Source organism: Microcystis sp. M20BS1, assembly GCF_020245305.1.
GTDB classification, from domain to species: domain Bacteria; phylum Cyanobacteriota; class Cyanobacteriia; order Cyanobacteriales; family Microcystaceae; genus Microcystis; species Microcystis ichthyoblabe_A.
Genome location: NZ_JADBUZ010000109.1, coordinates 1 through 17319 on the forward strand (window position 1 = coordinate 1; position 17319 = coordinate 17319).

Annotated in this window: 10 protein-coding genes and 2 pseudogenes; 8 read left to right on the forward strand and 4 right to left on the reverse strand. The window is 44.0% G+C overall.

Going from position 1 to position 17319, the window contains the following annotated elements; all coding sequences use genetic code 11:
• On the forward strand, positions 1-2023 hold a 2023-nt coding region (locus IM507_RS11480; RefSeq protein WP_287637042.1), incomplete at its 5' end, for a CHAT domain-containing protein.
• Positions 2024-2282: 259 nt separating this feature from the next.
• Here the strand turns inward: IM507_RS11480 and IM507_RS11485 are convergent.
• The gene (locus IM507_RS11485; RefSeq protein WP_287637043.1) at positions 2283-3470 is read right to left on the reverse strand and encodes a glycosyltransferase; all 1188 of its coding nucleotides are present in this window, start codon (positions 3468-3470) and stop codon (positions 2283-2285) included.
• Between the two features lie 152 nt (positions 3471-3622).
• On the opposite strand from IM507_RS11485, the pseudogene IM507_RS11490 reads away from it, so the two are divergent.
• The 4 genes and pseudogenes from IM507_RS11490 to IM507_RS11505 all read left to right on the forward strand — a co-directional run.
• Positions 3623-4492, forward strand: a pseudogene (locus IM507_RS11490) (NAD(P)/FAD-dependent oxidoreductase); the annotation flags it as partial.
• 240 nt (positions 4493-4732) lie between these two features.
• Positions 4733-5086 (forward strand): annotated as a pseudogene (locus IM507_RS11495) (NAD(P)/FAD-dependent oxidoreductase); the annotation flags it as partial.
• 30 nt (positions 5087-5116) lie between these two features.
• Positions 5117-6319: an S-layer homology domain-containing protein gene (locus IM507_RS11500; protein ID WP_287637044.1), complete on the forward strand. Its 1203-nt coding sequence runs from the start codon at positions 5117-5119 to the stop codon at positions 6317-6319.
• A 183-nt stretch (positions 6320-6502) separates the two neighbouring features.
• Positions 6503-8728, forward strand: coding sequence for a heavy metal translocating P-type ATPase (locus IM507_RS11505; protein WP_287637045.1), 2226 nt, complete (start codon positions 6503-6505; stop codon positions 8726-8728).
• A gap of 59 nt (positions 8729-8787) precedes the next feature.
• Here IM507_RS11505 and IM507_RS11510 read toward each other — a convergent pair whose 3' ends face one another.
• On the reverse strand, positions 8788-9159 hold the full coding sequence (locus IM507_RS11510; protein ID WP_193961700.1) for a four helix bundle protein: 372 nt from the start codon (positions 9157-9159) through the stop codon (positions 8788-8790).
• A gap of 194 nt (positions 9160-9353) precedes the next feature.
• On the opposite strand from IM507_RS11510, the gene hemE reads away from it, so the two are divergent.
• Together hemE and IM507_RS11520 are read left to right on the forward strand one after the other, a co-directional pair.
• On the forward strand, positions 9354-10403 hold the full coding sequence (gene hemE / locus IM507_RS11515) for a uroporphyrinogen decarboxylase (protein ID WP_287637046.1): 1050 nt from the start codon (positions 9354-9356) through the stop codon (positions 10401-10403).
• Between the two features lie 138 nt (positions 10404-10541).
• Complete coding sequence (locus IM507_RS11520) at positions 10542-11492, forward strand: NAD-dependent epimerase/dehydratase family protein (protein WP_287637047.1); 951 nt, start codon at positions 10542-10544, stop codon at positions 11490-11492.
• Between the two features lie 437 nt (positions 11493-11929).
• Here the strand turns inward: IM507_RS11520 and IM507_RS11525 are convergent, their stop codons facing one another.
• Together IM507_RS11525 and cysC are read right to left on the reverse strand one after the other, a co-directional pair.
• Positions 11930-13657, reverse strand: a complete 1728-nt coding sequence (locus IM507_RS11525) for an ABC transporter ATP-binding protein (RefSeq protein WP_287637048.1) — start codon at positions 13655-13657, stop codon at positions 11930-11932.
• Positions 13658-14030: 373 nt separating this feature from the next.
• On the reverse strand, positions 14031-14576 hold the full coding sequence (gene cysC, locus IM507_RS11530) for an adenylyl-sulfate kinase (protein WP_036400782.1): 546 nt from the start codon (positions 14574-14576) through the stop codon (positions 14031-14033).
• Positions 14577-14892: 316 nt separating this feature from the next.
• Between cysC and IM507_RS11535 the strand changes: the two genes are divergently transcribed.
• Entirely contained in the window at positions 14893-17061 is a 2169-nt protein-coding gene (locus tag IM507_RS11535) for a lytic transglycosylase domain-containing protein (protein ID WP_069474779.1), read from the forward strand.
• Positions 17062-17319 lie beyond the last annotated feature (258 nt).

Genomic DNA, 17319 nt, shown 5'->3' on the forward strand with positions numbered 1-17319 from the left:
CACCGAAGCCACCACCATCCGCCGCCAACCCGGATTAGAAAGGGATTTAGCCCAAACCCTCAATAATCTGGGCATAGCCTACAGCACCCAGGCCCGACTAGGGAAAGAGCCGGTAGCCAACCTAGAACGGGCGATCGCCAATTATCGAGAAGCTCTAGTAATTCTTACTCCAGAGGTTTCCGCAGCAGATTGTTTAAAAACTGGGCGCAGCTTAGGCAATCTCGGTTTCCAGCAGGGTTGGTGGAACATCGCCATCGAAGGCTACAGCGCCGCCGTGGAAGCCGTTGAACAAAGCCGCGCCTGGGCAACCAGTGAAGTCCTTCGCCAAGAGATTGTCCGCGAGTCCATCGGCGTTTATGAAAACCTAATCCAAGCCGCCGTTAACCAAGGCGATCTCTCCCTGGCGCTGCGAACCGTCGAACGTTCCCGCTCCAAACGCCTCGCCGACCTGATCGCTGTGGGCGATCTCTACGCCGATGGGCGCGTTCCCCCAGAGATCCAAGCCTGGTATCAGCAGGTTAAGGATAGCCGTCAGATCCAATCCCAACTCCGTCAAAAACCCCTCGACCAGCCCGGATTCACCCAGAAACCCCAACTCTACCCCATCGGTAACACCCGCGCCAGCTTTGCCACAGAACAACTCCAGGCCGCCGAAGCCGCTGAACGTCAAGCCTGGGACGCTCTCTACCGCTTTGATGCCATCACCGCCCAACTTCAGCAACCCCAACCCCAACCCCGACTCGATGAACTAACGGCGCTGCTTCCATCCCCCCAGACTGCCCTCCTCAGCTTCTACACCACCGCCACCCATACCCACATCTTTGTCCTGCGTCGCCCCTCCCGGGATGGCGGGGAAGGGGTCAACTGCCACACTATTCCCAATCCCCCGGAGTCCGCCAACGACTTGCAAAACTGGCTGGTCGTCAACTGGGTTAACCCCTACATTGCGATTAATCAAGCAGAGACCGCCCAATCCCGCCAGCAGCGTCGGGATGAGTGGCACCAAGCTATGGCCACTCGTCTGCAAGAACTGGCAACCCGCCTGCAATTCGACACCCTCATCCAACAGCACCTCCAGGGCATCACTGAGTTAATCCTGATTCCCCACCTGTTCCTGCACCAAATTCCCTTCGACCTTCTACCCACCGCCCAAGGTCAACTACTGGGCGATCGCTTTCGCCTTCAGTTTGTCCCCAGTACGAAAATTCTCGGACTGTGCCAAGAGCGATCGCAACCCACTCCCGACACCCTGGGGATTGTGGAAAACACCACAGAGGATTTGCCCTATACTCCCCTAGAGTGTGAGTGGGTCGCCCAAACCTGGAACGTGCCTCGCCAACGGCGGCTACAGGGGCGCACTGTCACCCCCGACTCTTATCTGCAATTGCTGAAACAAGTGCAGGCGTTGCTCTCCAGCCACCACGCCACCAGCCGCCCCGATGATCCCCTCAACTCCCACCTCGTCCTAGACGGGGAGCAAAAAGTCACCCTCCGGGATTTACTTAGTCCCCTGTGGCGTTTCCCCGAATTGTTGGAAGTGTTTCTCTCCTGTTGTGAAACCGGTCTCAGTTTTGCCGGTTTCCGAGATGAAGAGGGAAACCTGCGACGGGAATTACTGGACGAACCCCTCAGCTTGGGTACAGGCTTTCTGCTGGGGGGCGCTCGTGCTGTGATTAGTAGTCATTGGGCGGTGACTGATCGAGCTACGGCGCTGTTTTCCCGGGAGTACCACCGCGCACGGCGGGCCGGAGAGGAACGTTTAACGGCTCTACATCAGGCTCGTCAAGCGTTGCGGGAGACTTGCCAAAAAGACTGGCGGGACCGTTTAGATGCCGATTTGAAGCAGGCTTTCCAGACTTGGCAACAAATGCGCCAAACTAAGGACCCGAACGTCAATACTGCTGGGGCCAATTATCAGAAAATCGGCGAATTGATCAAGTGGCTTGGCAATTTTGCTCCCGACGCAGTGCCTTTTCAGGATTATCGTTACTGGGGGGCGTTCTATTGTCTGGGACTTCCTTAAAATTATGAATTATTTCCTTGTTGCAAGCGGGCGAAGCATTCGGATAGGAAATCTACGGTTTCAGCGATAGGTTATGCCCAAATGCTTCGCCCCTACTTTTTCAGCAATCTCTAATTAAGTAGATAAGTATTAAAAACTTTCAGATCACCCCGCCCCCCTTATTAAGGGGGGACTAAGGGGGGATCGGCACCCCCCAAGGGGCAGGGGGGATCAAGGGGGGATTAAAGGCAAAATCCATTTTTAATTTAATTATAACCAGCTAATTAGGATAAACTCGCCCTTTCCAACCTCCCCCTTGACCGCGCCAATAACGCAGGGCAGAATCGACGGTCATTAAACTATAAAAGAGGGCAATTAGGGGTAAAGTTAAAGCCCGCAGGGGGGATAATTTATATAGTCTTAAAGTCGGGCTATAGGAAAGGGCGATTAGTAATAAGGTGACGGCGCTAATTATGATAATTGATGTTTCTTTTAAGACCAATCCCCAGATTAAGCCCAAGGGGGCGGCTAAATAGGTTAAAAACATCCCGAAAATTGTGCCAATTAACCAAAGTGTTGAGTAATTTAGTTGTGTAAATGCGGTGCGGGCTACCATATTCCAAATGCTGGCTAAATCGGGATAGGGACGGAGACTATAGGTGCTTTCTGTTAATCCTAACCAGATGGAACTCTCGTTATTTTCTGGGTGATTTTGCAGATATTTTTTAACCGCAATCGCCAAAGAACAATCATCGATCAAAGCTTGTTTAAGAATTTCAATACCGCCAATTTTTTCTAGGATATCTCGGCGAATTAAAATGCAACCCCCGGCGGCGGCTGCTATCGGGGAATTAGGATTATTAACTAGGGGAAAAGGATAGAGTTTCTCGAAGAAAAAAACAAAGGCAGGAATAAGAAATTTTTCCCAAAAACTGTCACAGCGTAGCAACACCATCAGGGAAACTAAAGCTTGGTTTTCCTGTACTGCTTTAGTAACTAATTGGGTTAAATTATCTGGTGCGTGGGCAATATCGGCATCGGTGAAGAGAAAATAATCGGGGGCGAATTTCTCGGTAGCCTCTTTTATTCCCTGTTTCATTGCCCATAATTTACCCGTCCATCCTATCTCTAAAGGTTGTCCAGAAATAATAGTTATTTGTCCAGATTTATGAGATTGATCAGCAATTTCTTGAGCAACTTTTCCAGTGCCATCACTGCTTTGATCGTCAATTAAAACAATCGAAAATTCCCCTTGATAATCTTGTTTAAAGAGGGAAGCTAAACTGATGGGTAAAACGTCGGCTTCGTTTCTTGCTGGGATAATTGCCGAGACTTTTGGATAATTTGTTAAGGGAGAAGTGACGGGATTAATTTTTTGGTTAGATAGCCAAAATTGTCCCCTGGCTAAGATTAAATATAACCAAATTATTAGCGATAGGAAAGTAACTAATAATAATAAAAATGTCATAAGTTAGTCCGCATTTTGATGAGGGAATAGGGAACAGGTTAAAAAGAGTATCAAATTTAGATGCACAACAGCTTCATAAGTTTGGGGTTTAACAGAGGGCAAATTAGGGTAAAATAGAAGCAAGTTAGTAAGATTAGGCGAGGGAGTAAATCATGGATTATGATGTCGTAATTATTGGGGGCGGACCGGCGGGAGGTCACTGTGGTAGATTATTAAGTGAAAAAGGTTATCGTGTGCTTTTAGTGGAACAACATTCTAGTTGGCAAGATAATAACTTTTCTAGTGCCGCTTCTCCCCTAGAAATTTTAGAACAATTCAATCTCCCCGAAACCGTGGTGGCTAGGTTTTGGAAAAATATCGAAATTATCTCCACTAGCATACATCATTTTTGGTCATCACCGCAACCTTTAGGGGTAGTTTTTGATTTTGCCAAGTTGCGAGAGTTTTTAGCCGCAGAAGTGCTGCGTTGGGGGGGAGAAGTTCGTTTAGGTTGTCGTTATCTGAAATATGAACAAACGGAGAATCAGCTAACTGTTTTCTTGAAATCAAAAGGCGAGGAAATCGAGACAGTTACTACTCGTTTATTGGTTGATGCTACCGGATACGCTAGAGCAGTTATGTATAAATATAGACGAGAAAAACCTGATTTTTTAAAGGGGGTAGGTATTGAATATTTAATTGCTGTGCCAGAAGTAGATTATCAAAAATATCAAGATAATTTAGTATTTTTTATCGGTCATAAATGGAGTCCTAAAGGTTATGGCTGGATTTTTCCTATGGATAATCAGCAATTAAAAATAGGAGCGGCTTGGTTAGAGGGAGAACATCCTTATATTTCTGAAGTTAAGCCTTTAAAAAGTTATATTATCGAGATAATAAAAGACTACATGAACTTAGATAATTATGATCTAGTAGAGCAACACGGTTCCATCGTGGAATATTCCTCTGGACTGCAAGATATTTACTATAAAAAACCAAATATTATCGCCATAGGTGATGCAGTTTCAACTATTAATGCTTTAGGAGGGGAAGCTGACAGGGGGACAAGAAGGCTGAAATCCATATATCGTAAACTTTTCATGGTTTTAGCTCTAAAAAGTTCGCCGCACCATCTCTCACTTATTAATAATAATTCCTAGTAAGCTCGCTCCTATCCCTAATTCTTTCGTTAGCTTTTTGCCTAGAATCGCTAGATCTATTTCTAGTGAGAGAAGCCAGAAGCCTTTGTTAGCAAGTTTTCTAGCTCGCTTGTCCCCCTGTCAGGAGGGGAAGGTATTCGCCATGCTATGAAAGGAGCCGAAATTGCTTGTCAATACATGGAAGAATATTTACAGGGAAAATCGAGTAATTTTGCCGCTTATCAACGGAGGATGCAAGAATATTTTCAACCCAAATGGAATTTATCTGCTCGCCTCAGTCGCAAAGTTTATTTAAAATATAGTGATGCGCGTATTGATCAAGGAGTATCCTATCTCAAGTATCTTTCTACTCAGGATATAATCGACATTTTATTTTACTACAAATTTGAAAAATACACAAAAGGGTTAGGAGGATTTCTGCTGGGGAAATTACGTCAATGGTGGCGCACAATTTTCCCTAGTCAAAACCCCAGATAAATAAGCTAGGATAAAGCTAAGGAAACAATATTGGTAAAGACCGTGAGTAAGTTTATTCGCTACAGTACAATGATCACCCTGCTGGGCATTTTAGCAGCCTGTAGTGGCAATCCTGCCCTAGAAAATCGTCTGGCTGCCGATCCTAATCTACAAACAAATCCAATATCAGAAAACTCTCCTAATAACCAGCAATTACCCGCAAATTTTCCCGCAGAAATTCCTCGATATAGTCAATCAGAATTATTATCCGTGCAGACAAATCCTGATAATACCGGTGGGCAAACCCGTTGGCAATCCAACGATCCCAGCAATGCGATCGAGGCTTTTTATCAACAGGAATTAGTTAATAATAATTGGGAAATTATTACTCCCTTTTCTGGGGAAGGAGTCAATAGTACCCTAACGGCCCGTCGAGATAATTTAGAATTAACTATTACCATAACTGCTACTTCTCCCAATACCGAATATAGCCTCGATTATCGTCCAACGGGAACCCCGATTGCTTCCCCTAGTCCCTCCCCTATTTCTTCCCCCTTACCCAATCTTAATCCCACCAGTTTTAACGATCTCGAATCCTTACCTAATACCTTAAAGAGCCACATTCAAGACTTAGCTAGATTAGGAGTATTAACAGGTAATAACAATCAGTTTAACCCTAATGATACAATAACGCGCCGAGAATTTGCTCGCTGGTTGTTACAGGCTAATAATGCCATTTATGCCAATGTAGCGGGTAAACAAATCCGTTTAGCTACTCCCAATAGTTCCCCAGCTTTTAGTGATGTTAAAAATAACGATCCCGATTATATTTATATTCAAGGATTAGCGGAAGCAGGGTTAATTCCCTCTCCTTTAACGGGAGATAGTAGCACTCTTTTATTCCGTCCCAATGCTCCTTTAACCCGGGAAGATTTAATCGCGTGGAAAGTGCCATTAGATATCAGAAAAGCTTTACCGAGCGCCAATCTTGATACGATTAAAAATACTTGGGGTTTTCAGGATACTAATAAAATTAACCCGCAGCTGGTGCGCGCTCTTTATGCCGATTTTCAAAATGCCGAACAAGCCAATATTCGGCGAGTTTTTGGTTTTACTACCCTATTTCAGCCAAAAAGACCAGTAACTCGCGCTGAAGCTGCCGCTACTTTATGGTATTTTGGTTTTCAGGGTGATGGTGTTTCCGCTGCCGATGCTGTGCAGGGTCAAGACACGCAACAGAGTGGGGTTAATTGAAATTTGTCCATAAAAACTAAGGGTGTGTTAGGAAAATACAGACACTCTTTTTGACATTTCTTCATATCTATTCAGAAAAATTAACAAAGGATTCTTGACCCTGCAGCTAGGGTAATATTTTATCCTAAAGATAGAACTCTGCTGCAGGGGATTTTGTTGCTGACTTCCGCTGCTATTAAAATTATGACCCATCAAACTCTCAAACTCGCCGGGATGAGTTGCGCTGGTTGCGCTGATTCGATCGAACGGATAATTAAATCTATCCCCGGAGTGATTCGATGTCAAGTTAATTTTGGCATGGAACAGGTGGATGTGGACTATGATCCCAAGCGTACCGATCTTAACACTATTCAAGCAAAAGTTAGGGATGCTGGTTTCCAGGCTACACCGATAACGGAAATTAATCTCGAATCCAGGCCAGAAAAAGAACTTCTCACCAAACTATCGATCGCTATTGTTATTAGTATTATACTTTTTATCGGTTCTTTGCCGATGATGACGGGTTTATCTCTATCTTTTATTCCCCACTGGTTACACGCTCCCTTATTACAATTAATTCTCGCTACTCCCGTCCAATTTTGGTGTGGTCAAAGTTTTTATAAAAATGCTTGGAAAGCCTTTAAAAATCGCACCGCCACCATGGACACTTTAGTAGTTTTGGGAACCAGTGCCGCCTATTTTTATTCCCTGTTTTTAACCTTCGGGAGCGATTTTATCGAAAAACAGGGGTTTGATTCCCATGTCTATTACGAAGCATCAGCTATCGTCATTACTCTGATTTTACTCGGTCGTTTCCTCGAAAAACGTGCCAGAAAAGAAACGGCCGCCGCTATTAAACAATTAATGGGATTACAGGCAAAAACTGCTAGGGTGATTAGGAAAGAACAGACACTAGATCTACCGATCGAAGAGGTGAAAGTAGGAGATATAATTTTAGTGCGTCCGGGGGAAAAAATTCCCGTCGATGGCATAATTATCCAGGGCAGTTCTAGCATTGATGAATCGATGGTGACGGGGGAAAGTTTACCCGTGCGAAAAACTATCAATCAACAGGTAATCGGGGCGACAATTAATAAAACCGGTAGCCTACAAATGCAAGCGTTACGAGTGGGAAAAGATACGGTTTTAGCTCAGATTGTCCAATTAGTACAAACCGCACAAGCATCAAAAGCACCTATACAAAGATTAGTCGATCGAGTGACCGCTTATTTTGTGCCGGTGGTGATGATTATTGCGGTAATAACTTTCTTATTTTGGATTCTCCGCACGGGTAATCTCACCCTCGCTTTGATTACAATGGTGGAAGTCTTAATTATCGCTTGTCCCTGCGCGCTAGGATTAGCTACACCCACCTCGATTATGGTGGGAACAGGACAGGGAGCAAAACAGGGAATTTTAATTAAAAACGCCGAAAGTTTAGAATTAGCCCAGGGCATTACTACTATTGTCCTCGATAAAACGGGAACTCTCACCCAGGGTAAACCAACGGTGACGGACTTCTTGACTCGGGAAGGGGTGAGAGATGGACGGGAATTATCGCTGCTGCAGTTAGTCGTGTCGGTGGAGAATCATTCTGAACATCCGTTAGGAGAAGCAATAGTTAGATATGGGCAGTTAAACCAGATTAAAACCCTAGAAGTAACCGAATTTGACTCAATAACTGGGGCAGGAGTGCAGGGAAAAGTCGGGTCGGATTTCGTGCAAATCGGTACACAACAATGGTTAGAACGTCAAGGAGTTGAAACAAAAGTTCTTAAAAAAGTCGCCCACGATTGGGAATGGCAGAAAAAAACCGTGGCTTGGATAGCGGTTAACGGGGGTTTAGAGGGGGTTATCGCCATTTCCGACGTTTTAAAACCTTTTTCTTCCTCAGTGATCGCCAAGCTCAAAAAAATGGGCTTAGAGGTGATGATGATGACGGGGGACAACCTCGAAACCGCAGAGGCGATCGCCGGCGAGTTGGGTATCCGGCGCTTTTTTGCCGCACTCCGTCCCCAAGAAAAAGCCGAAAAAATCGAATATTTGCAGAAAAAAGGGAAAATAGTCGCCATGGTTGGCGATGGCATCAATGATGCGATCGCATTGGCGCAAGCGGACTTAGGTATTGCCATTGGCACAGGGACCGATGTAGCGATCGCCGCCAGCGATATAACCTTAATTTCGGGAGATTTACAGGGAATTGTGAGTGCTATTGAGTTAAGTCGAGCAACAATGCGAAATATCAAAGAAAATCTCTTTTTTGCTTTTATTTATAACCTGATTGCCATTCCCATCGCTGCCGGAGTCCTCTATCCTTTTCTGCTCAATCCGATTATTGCCGGTGCTGCCATGGCTTTAAGTTCCCTTTCCGTGGTGACGAATGCCTTGCGATTGCGTCGAGTTCATCCCAGGGTGGGGAGTGGGGTGTAGGGTGTGGGGTGTAGGGAGTGGGGTGTAGGGTGTAGGGTGTGGGGTGTAGGGTGTGGGGGTTATTTATTTTCAAGGGAACGAATCAAAGTTAGCAGGAGTCGGCCTACTGATTCACATTGATTAAGAATAGGATTGACGCTCTGAGGGGAAGCTAGTTCAACTCTTTGAGAGATTAACCAATGAGTCTCCAACTCTTTGAGAGAACCTTGAGCTATGTACAAAAATTGGATGTATTCTCCCCTGGTTTTGCGTCCATACCCCTCGGCAATATTCGCTGCTATTGACACCGAAGCTCGGCGAATCTGTGTTGTCATCCCATAAAGCTCTTCTTTGGGAAAAGTTTTAGTGAGACGATAGCAACTTTCAGCTAAATTTACGGACTCCTGCCAAACTCTTAAATCTCGGTAAGATTGAATTTTTGAATCCGCCATAGATTTTATCAACTTATCCCTATAGCCTACACTCTACACCCTGTCTCAAACCAAAAGATTGTACTATAATTTCCAGTACCCAGTTTCAATGCAAAGGGGGATAATTTTCGTTAACAATTCTTAAGGAAAAACCAGAAAAATTAGCTGTACGGGGGATGATACCGTAGAAAAGGCAATAGAATAATCATCCTGATATGACTGACTCCCCTGAAATACCTTATTTATTACGCGCTGCCAAAGGAGAAATCTTACCCCGTCCTCCCGTGTGGATGATGAGACAAGCAGGACGTTATATGCAGATTTATCGGGAATTGCGGGATAAATACCCCAGTTTTCGGGAAAGATCGGAAAATGCCGATTTAGCGATCGAAATCTCCCTGCAACCCTGGCGCGCTTTTCAACCGGATGGGGTGATCATGTTCTCCGATATCCTCACTCCCCTAGCGGGAATCGGTATTCCCTTTGATATTATCGAAAGTAAGGGGCCGATTATCGATTCTCCCATTCGTACTCAAGCGCAGGTGGACCAACTTAATCCCCTCGATCCCGATCAGTCTTTACCTTTTATCAAAACGATTTTAAAAACCCTGCGTCAAGAGGTGGGAAATAAATCCACTGTCCTCGGTTTTGTCGGTGCGCCTTGGACTTTAGCAGCCTATGCAGTGGAAGGGAAAGGTTCTAAAAGTTATTCTGTGATTAAAGGGATGGCTTTTTCGGAACCCTCGGTACTGCACCAATTTTTAGATAAATTAGCGGATATGATTGCCACCTATGTCCGTTATCAAATCGATTGTGGGGCGCAAGTAGTACAGATGTTCGATTCTTGGGCGGGTCAATTAACTCCCCAAGATTACGATGTTTTTGCCTTACCCTATCAACAAAAAGTAGTTCGTTTGGTGAAAGAAACCCATCCCGATACACCGTTAATTCTCTACATTAGTGGCAGCGCCGGCGTTTTGGAAAGAATGGGTAAATCGGGGGTTGATATTATTAGCGTCGATTGGACCGTCGATATGGCGGAAGCGAGACAGCGTTTAGGTAAATCGATGATGGTTCAAGGTAATATCGATCCGGGGGTTTTATTCGGTTCCCAGCCCTTTATTCGCGAGCGGATTATTGATACTATTCGTAAAGCAGGTAATCAAGGTCATATTCTTAATTTAGGTCATGGTGTTTTGGTGGGAACTCCTGAAGATAACGTGCGTTTCTTCTTTGAAACCGCTAAAGGATTTAGTTATCAATAAAGTTACTCAGGGAACAGGGGATGGGGAAATGGGGAAATGGGGGGATTCAACTAATACCCCAAAACCCTAAAACCCCAACACCCCAACACCCTTTTGACTTTCACACTGTCCCCTAAATTCTGCTGGATCAATTAAAAAATGAAAAAGATATTTCTAACGGGTGTGAGTGGCTGTATTGGGCATTATATCGCCGAGATTTTACTGGAAAATCCCGACTATGAATTATATTTTTTATTGCGTAATCCCGAGAAGTTAAAATTTACTTACCAAGGGCGATCAAATGTTCATATACTTTTAGGCGATATGCAAAATATTGGGGTATATGCCGAGCTTTTAAAAACAATGAATATAGCGGTTTTAATCGCTACCAGTTGGGGAGGAGAGGAGGAAAGTTATCAAATTAATGTGGTAAAAACCCTAGAATTAATTAGTTATTTAGATGCTCAAATCTGCGAGAAAGTCCTCTACTTTTCTACTGCCAGCATTCTCAATCAAAATAATCAACCTTTACCGGAAGCTGGGGAGATAGGAACTAATTATATCCGCACTAAATATATTTGTTATAGTAAATTTGCTGACCTAGAAATCGCCGATAAAATTATCACTTTATACCCCACTTTTGTCTTAGGTGGTGACGAAAATAAACCCTACTCTCATATCTATGGTGGTTTACCGGATGTGTTGAAATATATCGGTTTAGTGCGTTGGTTTCAAGCTGATGGCAGTTTTCATTTTATCCATGCCAAAGATATAGCTCAAGTGGTGAATTATTTAATCGAAAATCCCGCACCAGAAAGCAAAATTGTCCTAGGCAATCAACGCACAACAGCTAACCAAGCAGTGGAGGAAATCTGTACTTATTTAAACAAAAAAATCTACTTTCGCATTCCTTTATCTTTAACCATTGCTAACTTTTTTATCAAAGTTTTTAACTTGCAGATGGAAGCATGGGACTGTTTTGCGATGAATTATCGCCACTTCACCCACATTAAAACCTATACTGCTGCTGATTTTGGTTTAAAAAACCATTGTTCCACCCTCGATGATGTTTTAGCCTTGCGAGGAATTCCCCGAAAAAACCCTAAGTAGAGGGAACGGAAAAATATCTATAATTAATTCTGTCTGGATACTTACAGCGTTTCCCTAAAGATGAAGTCTAACCTAATGTCTCTCTTAGGTTTGGTGGGTAAAATGTATTCTAAGATACAGTGTTGCCGGCGAGTGAGTGGAACGAACCACAGAGACACAAAGGACACAAAGATCGATCACTACTATATAAGTTATCACACAAAGATAAGAGAGCCACCTAATTCCGCGACTGACTCCCCAAAACGAAAACTTCCCACCTCACCATTAAGATAACTGCTCTATCGGTGATTCTTGAATTAGTACAAGTGTATGAACAACCGCGTGTAAGCATCCCACCGAAAAACTAATGCGCGGGGGGTTTGGGGGGTTCTACCCCCCAAAAACTTGGCTTGAGTGATAAAATCAGAAATAATGCCCAACTCTTAACGCCAAATAGACTAATCTTGAAATTGTCTAGCATGAAATTGAGCGTAACGACCATTAAGATTTAATAACTCCTCGTGATTACCCACCTCGATAATTTCACCCTTTTCTAAGACTAAAATACGGTTAGCTTTTCTGACAGTTGCTAATCGGTGAGCAATAACAAATACCGTGCGCTCCGTCATAATTCTTTCTAAAGCTTCCTGCACTAAAGCTTCCGATTCCGAATCGAGCGCTGAAGTCGCTTCATCTAAAATTAAAATTCTCGGATTAGATAAAACCGCTCGCGCGATGGCGATTCTTTGTCTTTGTCCACCCGATAAATTAACACCCCTTTCTCCCACATAGGTATAGTAACCCTGGGAAAGTTCACCAATAAATTGATGAGCGTTGGCGATTTTTGCCGCTTTTTCTACCTCTTGCAGATTAAAATCTCCCTGGCCAAAAGCGATATTTTGGGCTATAGTACCAGAAAAGAGAATATTTTCCTGCAAAACTACGCCAATTTGTCGCCGGAGACTTTTTAAAGTCACATCACGAATATCCACCCCATCGATTAAAATCTTGCCGGCAGTGGGGTCATAAAAACGCAATAAAAGATTAACTAAAGTGGTTTTTCCCGCTCCCGATGCTCCCACTAAAGCAATCATTTCCCCAGCGTGTGCAGTAAAATTAATATTTTTTAAAACCTGTCTGTCCTCATTGTAAGAAAAATTTACTTGACAATATTCAACTTCTTTGCTGTGGGGTGGCAACTCGATCGCATTCGGTTTTTCGGTAATTGTTGGCAAAATAGCTAACAATTCAAAAATCCGATCCATGGAGGCTTGACCCTGTTTAAATTGATTATAATTACTGGTAATATGGGCGATGGGATCGATTAACATTGCCACCGCCGCCACATAACTAACAAACTCAACACCAGTTAAATTCTTTTGGGAAATTTGCCAACCCGCAAGGAAGAATAAAAAGATAACTCCCATCGCTTGCAAGAATCCCACCACGACGTATTGTAAAGCTTTGGTGGATTCTGATAGGTATTGAGCGCGGCGATTTTCTTCCGCTTCTTTGGCAAAAAGCTCGGTTTGATAATCTTCAGCAGCGAAAGCTTGCACCACACGAATACCGCCAAAAACTTCGGTTAATAACGAAGAAAGGTTAGATATTTTCGCTTGGGCGCGACGAGCATATTGTAATAATTTTTCACCAAAAAATCCCACCAAAACTCCTAACAAAGGAGCGATAATAATGACAGCGATCGTCAATTGCCAGTTAACAATAAACATATAGGCAAAGACGACAATTAACTGTAAGGCTGAAGGAATAAAATCATGGAAAAATTTGTTAATTACTTCCCCAATGCGATCAATATCTTCCGTTAAACGATAGGATAAATCACCAGTTTTTGCCGTTTCAAAGTAATTTAAGCCGAGGGTTTGCAGGTGTGCATAAACTTTTTTTCTTAATTCCAGGGCAATTTTTAAAGAAGCTTTTGCCATCAGGGAATCTTGCCCATACTGAGACATTCCCCGCAGTAAAAAAACCACTGCCCCCACCCCCGAAAGTGTCGCCAATGCCTGCACATTTCCCTCACCGATATATCTGGCCATTTGTCCAGCTAACCAAGCTAAAATCGGCCAAAATACCGTAAATCCGATCGTACAGATAAACGCCAAAATAATTGTTTGGGTTTGGGGACGGAGATAGGGAATGAGGTTCCAATAACTAGAGCGAGATTTCAAAATAATTTAGCACCTTTAAATATTAAGTATTCCTGCAAAATTAATTTGCTAGTCGAGACAGTTATCAGTTATCAGTTATCAGAACGTAGGTTGGGTTGAAGCATGAAACCCAACACCCCCAGGGATTACGCTACCGCTAACCCATCCTACAAATAATTGTGCCTCCCTACTTACTGTTTACTGATCACTGTTTACTGTTTAGGCACTCTTGCACTTTGGACAGAGGGTTAGGGAGAGGTATAATTAACCTTGCTTAGGTACTGAAGAAAAGGAGATTAACTAACAAATTTGCCTAAGGGGTTAATCGGGGGGTAGAGACGTTTTTAGTTCACGTCCCTACGATATTTTCCAATAATACAAAGTTATTCTGGGATTAAACCGCCACAGCTTGATGAATGTAGCCTAATTCCGTCAATTTGTTCCAGACTTTGGCGACACTTTCCTCTAAAGTCTCTAAATCGGTGCGGCATTCCACTTCTGGGTTAAAAGGTGGTTCATAGGGATCATCAATTCCCGTAAAAGACTTGATTTCGCCAGCACGCGCTCTTTTATATAATCCTTTCACATCGCGATCCTCACAGACGTTTAAGGGAGCATTCACGAAAACTTCGACAAAACTCCCAATTTTCCCCCGTACTTCCTCGCGAATCTCACGATAGGGAGAAATAGCCGAAACTAGGACAATCACACCGTGACGGGTGAGCAAATTAGACACAAAACCAATGCGACGGATATTTTCATCCCGATCCTCTTTACTAAATCCTAAACCTTTGGTGAGGTTCGTCCGCACTATATCGCCATCGAGAACTTCAATGGAATAACCTTCAGCGATTAATTTTGCCTGTAATGCCTCGGTAATCGTGCTTTTCCCCGCACCGCTCAATCCCGTTAACCAAACCGTCACGCCGCGCTGTTTCATAGTAATCATTAATAATACTTAAATCCTGTTTAGCGTACCATATCTCAGTGATCAGTGATCAGGAGTCAGGAGATAGGAGTCAGGAGTCAGGAGTCAGGAGTCAGGAGATTATTTTATTTATTCTCCCTACACCCTACACCCTACACCCCACACCCTACACCCCACACCCTACACCCTACACCCCACACCCTACACCCTACACCCCACACCCCACACCCCACACCCCACACCCCACTTCCCCAACCTGATTGAAACAAACAACCTGTCACCACGATCACTGATAATGTATGTTGAGTTACTGTCTTGAATTAAGGTAATGTTTAAGAAATTCCCCCCTCACACCCCGCTCATTCTTGGACTAGGTTCTGGGGTTGCGCTTTTTACTCTCACCAGTCTCTTTCTCTTTCACCCGAAAATTCTCGCTTGGCTCGATCGCAATAGTGCTTCGGTTCCTAGCCAAGATCCTAACCAATCCTCTGCCGTAGTTGATAGCGCTTCCTTACCACAAACCGAGCGAGATGTCAAGTTAAAAGATGTTGCTGATGCCAATGCGCCCTCTTTAGAGCGTAGTCGCGCCCGCTATCTCTTGGCTATGGATTTATTGAGAAAATATGAAGGCGGTCCGGCTTTAAAACAATTAGAAGGCTTAGAAAAACAATATCCTGTCCTCGCTCCCCAGATTCTCCTCAAACAGGGACGCGCCTACGAATTAAGCAATGATAGTGAAAGAGCGCGAGAAATTTGGCAAAAATTACTGGAAACCTATCCCCAATCGCCCGTAGTGGCGGAAGCTTACTACTCTTTGGGCAAATACGACCCCAGTTATCATGAAAAATTGCTCAAGGAATACCCCCGACACCCGCGCACTTTGGCTTTAATTCGCCAACGTCTTCAAGAAAATCCCGATCAATTTCCCTTATGGTTGCAGTTAGCCAAGGCTAATCCTTTTGATCCTACCCTCAATCAGGCCCGCGATCGTTTGGTGAAAGACTACGCCAATCAGTTAACTCCGGCGGATTGGGCAATGATTGGGGCGGGTTATTGGCAGTCGGGATTGTACGAAAAGGCCTATAAAGCCTACGCTAAAGCCACTCCTAGCCCCGAACAAGCCTATCGTTACGCCCGCGGGCTACAAATTGCCAAAAAACTGCCAGAAGCTCGCATCGCTTACCAAAAATTAATTAAAACCTATTCCCAAGCCCCAGAAACCGGTTTAGGATTACTGCGACTCGCCCAAATTTCTCCTAACCGCGATGCCGTAGCATATCTCGATCGCATTGTCAAGCAATTTCCCGATCGCGCTCCGGAAGCTTTGGAGGCGAAAGCCAAATTACTCAACTCAACTAATGCTCAGGCCGCTAGTCAAACATGGCAGACTCTATTAAATAAATACCCAAAATCCGACGAAGCCGCCGATTATCGCTGGTTAATGGCCCAAAGAGCTGCTAAATCCGGTGATTACGCCAAGGCGTGGCAGTGGGCGCAGCCAATTGCGGTTAATAATCCCGATAGTCAAATTGCCCCGAAAGCGGCCTTTTGGGTGGGAAAATGGGCGCAAAAACTGGGCAAAAACCAAGAAGCAAAACAAGCTTTTACCTACACTATTTCTCGTCATCCCCATTCCTATTATGCTTGGCGCTCGGCGGTTTTATTAGGTTGGGACGTGGGGGATTTTACCACTGTCCGCTCCTATAATCCTACCACCGTCAAACCCGCCACTCGTAACGATCCCCCCGCCGGTTCGGAAGCTTTCAAGGAATTATATCGAATTGGTGAAGATACGGACGCTTGGAATCTCTTCCAAGCAGAAATTGTCGATCCTTGGCATTTAACCGTTGACGAACAATTTAACCTCGGTGTCTATAAACTCTCTCGCAATCAAAATTTAGAAGGAATTAACCTGATTTGGCGCTTGCGAGAAAGAGATACCCCAGAGGAAAAGGAAGCCTGGAAAGTCCTGCGACAAAATGATAAATACTGGCACGCTTTATTCCCTTTCCCCTACTACGATAGCATCCTACAATGGTCTAAAGATAGACAATTAAATCCCCTGCTAGTGACGGCTTTAATCCGGCAAGAATCCCGCTTTGAAAAAGAAATTCGTTCTCCTGTGGGGGCAGTGGGATTAATGCAGATTATGCCCGATACAGGTAAATATATCGCGGGTAATACTGGCAATAAAAGTTATTCTTTAACCAATCCCGAAGATAACATTATGATGGGGACATGGTATCTCGATTATACCCATGGCAAATTCGCCGGAAATTCACTTTTTGCCGTGGCTAGTTATAACGCCGGACCTGGGGCAGTTTCTAAATGGAAACAGCGTTTTGATTTTAGCGATCCCGATGAATTTGTCGAGAATATTCCCTTTAGAGAAACTAAGGGTTATATAGAATCGGTGTTTGGTAATTATTGGAATTATCTCCAGATTTATAACCCTGAAATTCAAGAGCAAATGAAGAGAGTTGCTAACCCTTCCTAGGGGATTGATGGGGATGGGTAATTAACTCATTCCCTTAAAGTTATAATTAAATTGAAGATATATCCCCCCTTAATCCCCCCTTAATAAGGGGTGTGCCGATCCCCCCTGCCCCCCTTAATCTATCCCTTATAGGGATCTTTCTTAACAATTTTTGCAGTAAGCACTCCAACCCTTATCCTGACTTGATTTCAGTTTTTTCTTTGTCAGTAAGGGTGTCAACAAGGAATATTACAAATTGTTAACCGAGTCTTGAAAGCC

Excerpts from the sequence above, each read along its gene's own strand:
- IM507_RS11485 (WP_287637043.1), bottom strand. The coding sequence starts at position 3,470 with ATGACATTTTTATTATTATTAGTTACTTTCCTATCGCTAATAATTTGG.
- IM507_RS11505 (WP_287637045.1), top strand. The coding sequence starts at position 6,503 with ATGACCCATCAAACTCTCAAACTCGCCGGGATGAGTTGCGCTGGTTGC.
- IM507_RS11510 (WP_193961700.1), bottom strand. The coding sequence starts at position 9,159 with ATGGCGGATTCAAAAATTCAATCTTACCGAGATTTAAGAGTTTGGCAG.
- hemE (WP_287637046.1), top strand. The coding sequence starts at position 9,354 with ATGACTGACTCCCCTGAAATACCTTATTTATTACGCGCTGCCAAAGGA.
- IM507_RS11520 (WP_287637047.1), top strand. The coding sequence starts at position 10,542 with ATGAAAAAGATATTTCTAACGGGTGTGAGTGGCTGTATTGGGCATTAT.
- cysC (WP_036400782.1), bottom strand. The coding sequence starts at position 14,576 with ATGAAACAGCGCGGCGTGACGGTTTGGTTAACGGGATTGAGCGGTGCG.
- IM507_RS11535 (WP_069474779.1), top strand. The coding sequence starts at position 14,893 with ATGTTTAAGAAATTCCCCCCTCACACCCCGCTCATTCTTGGACTAGGT.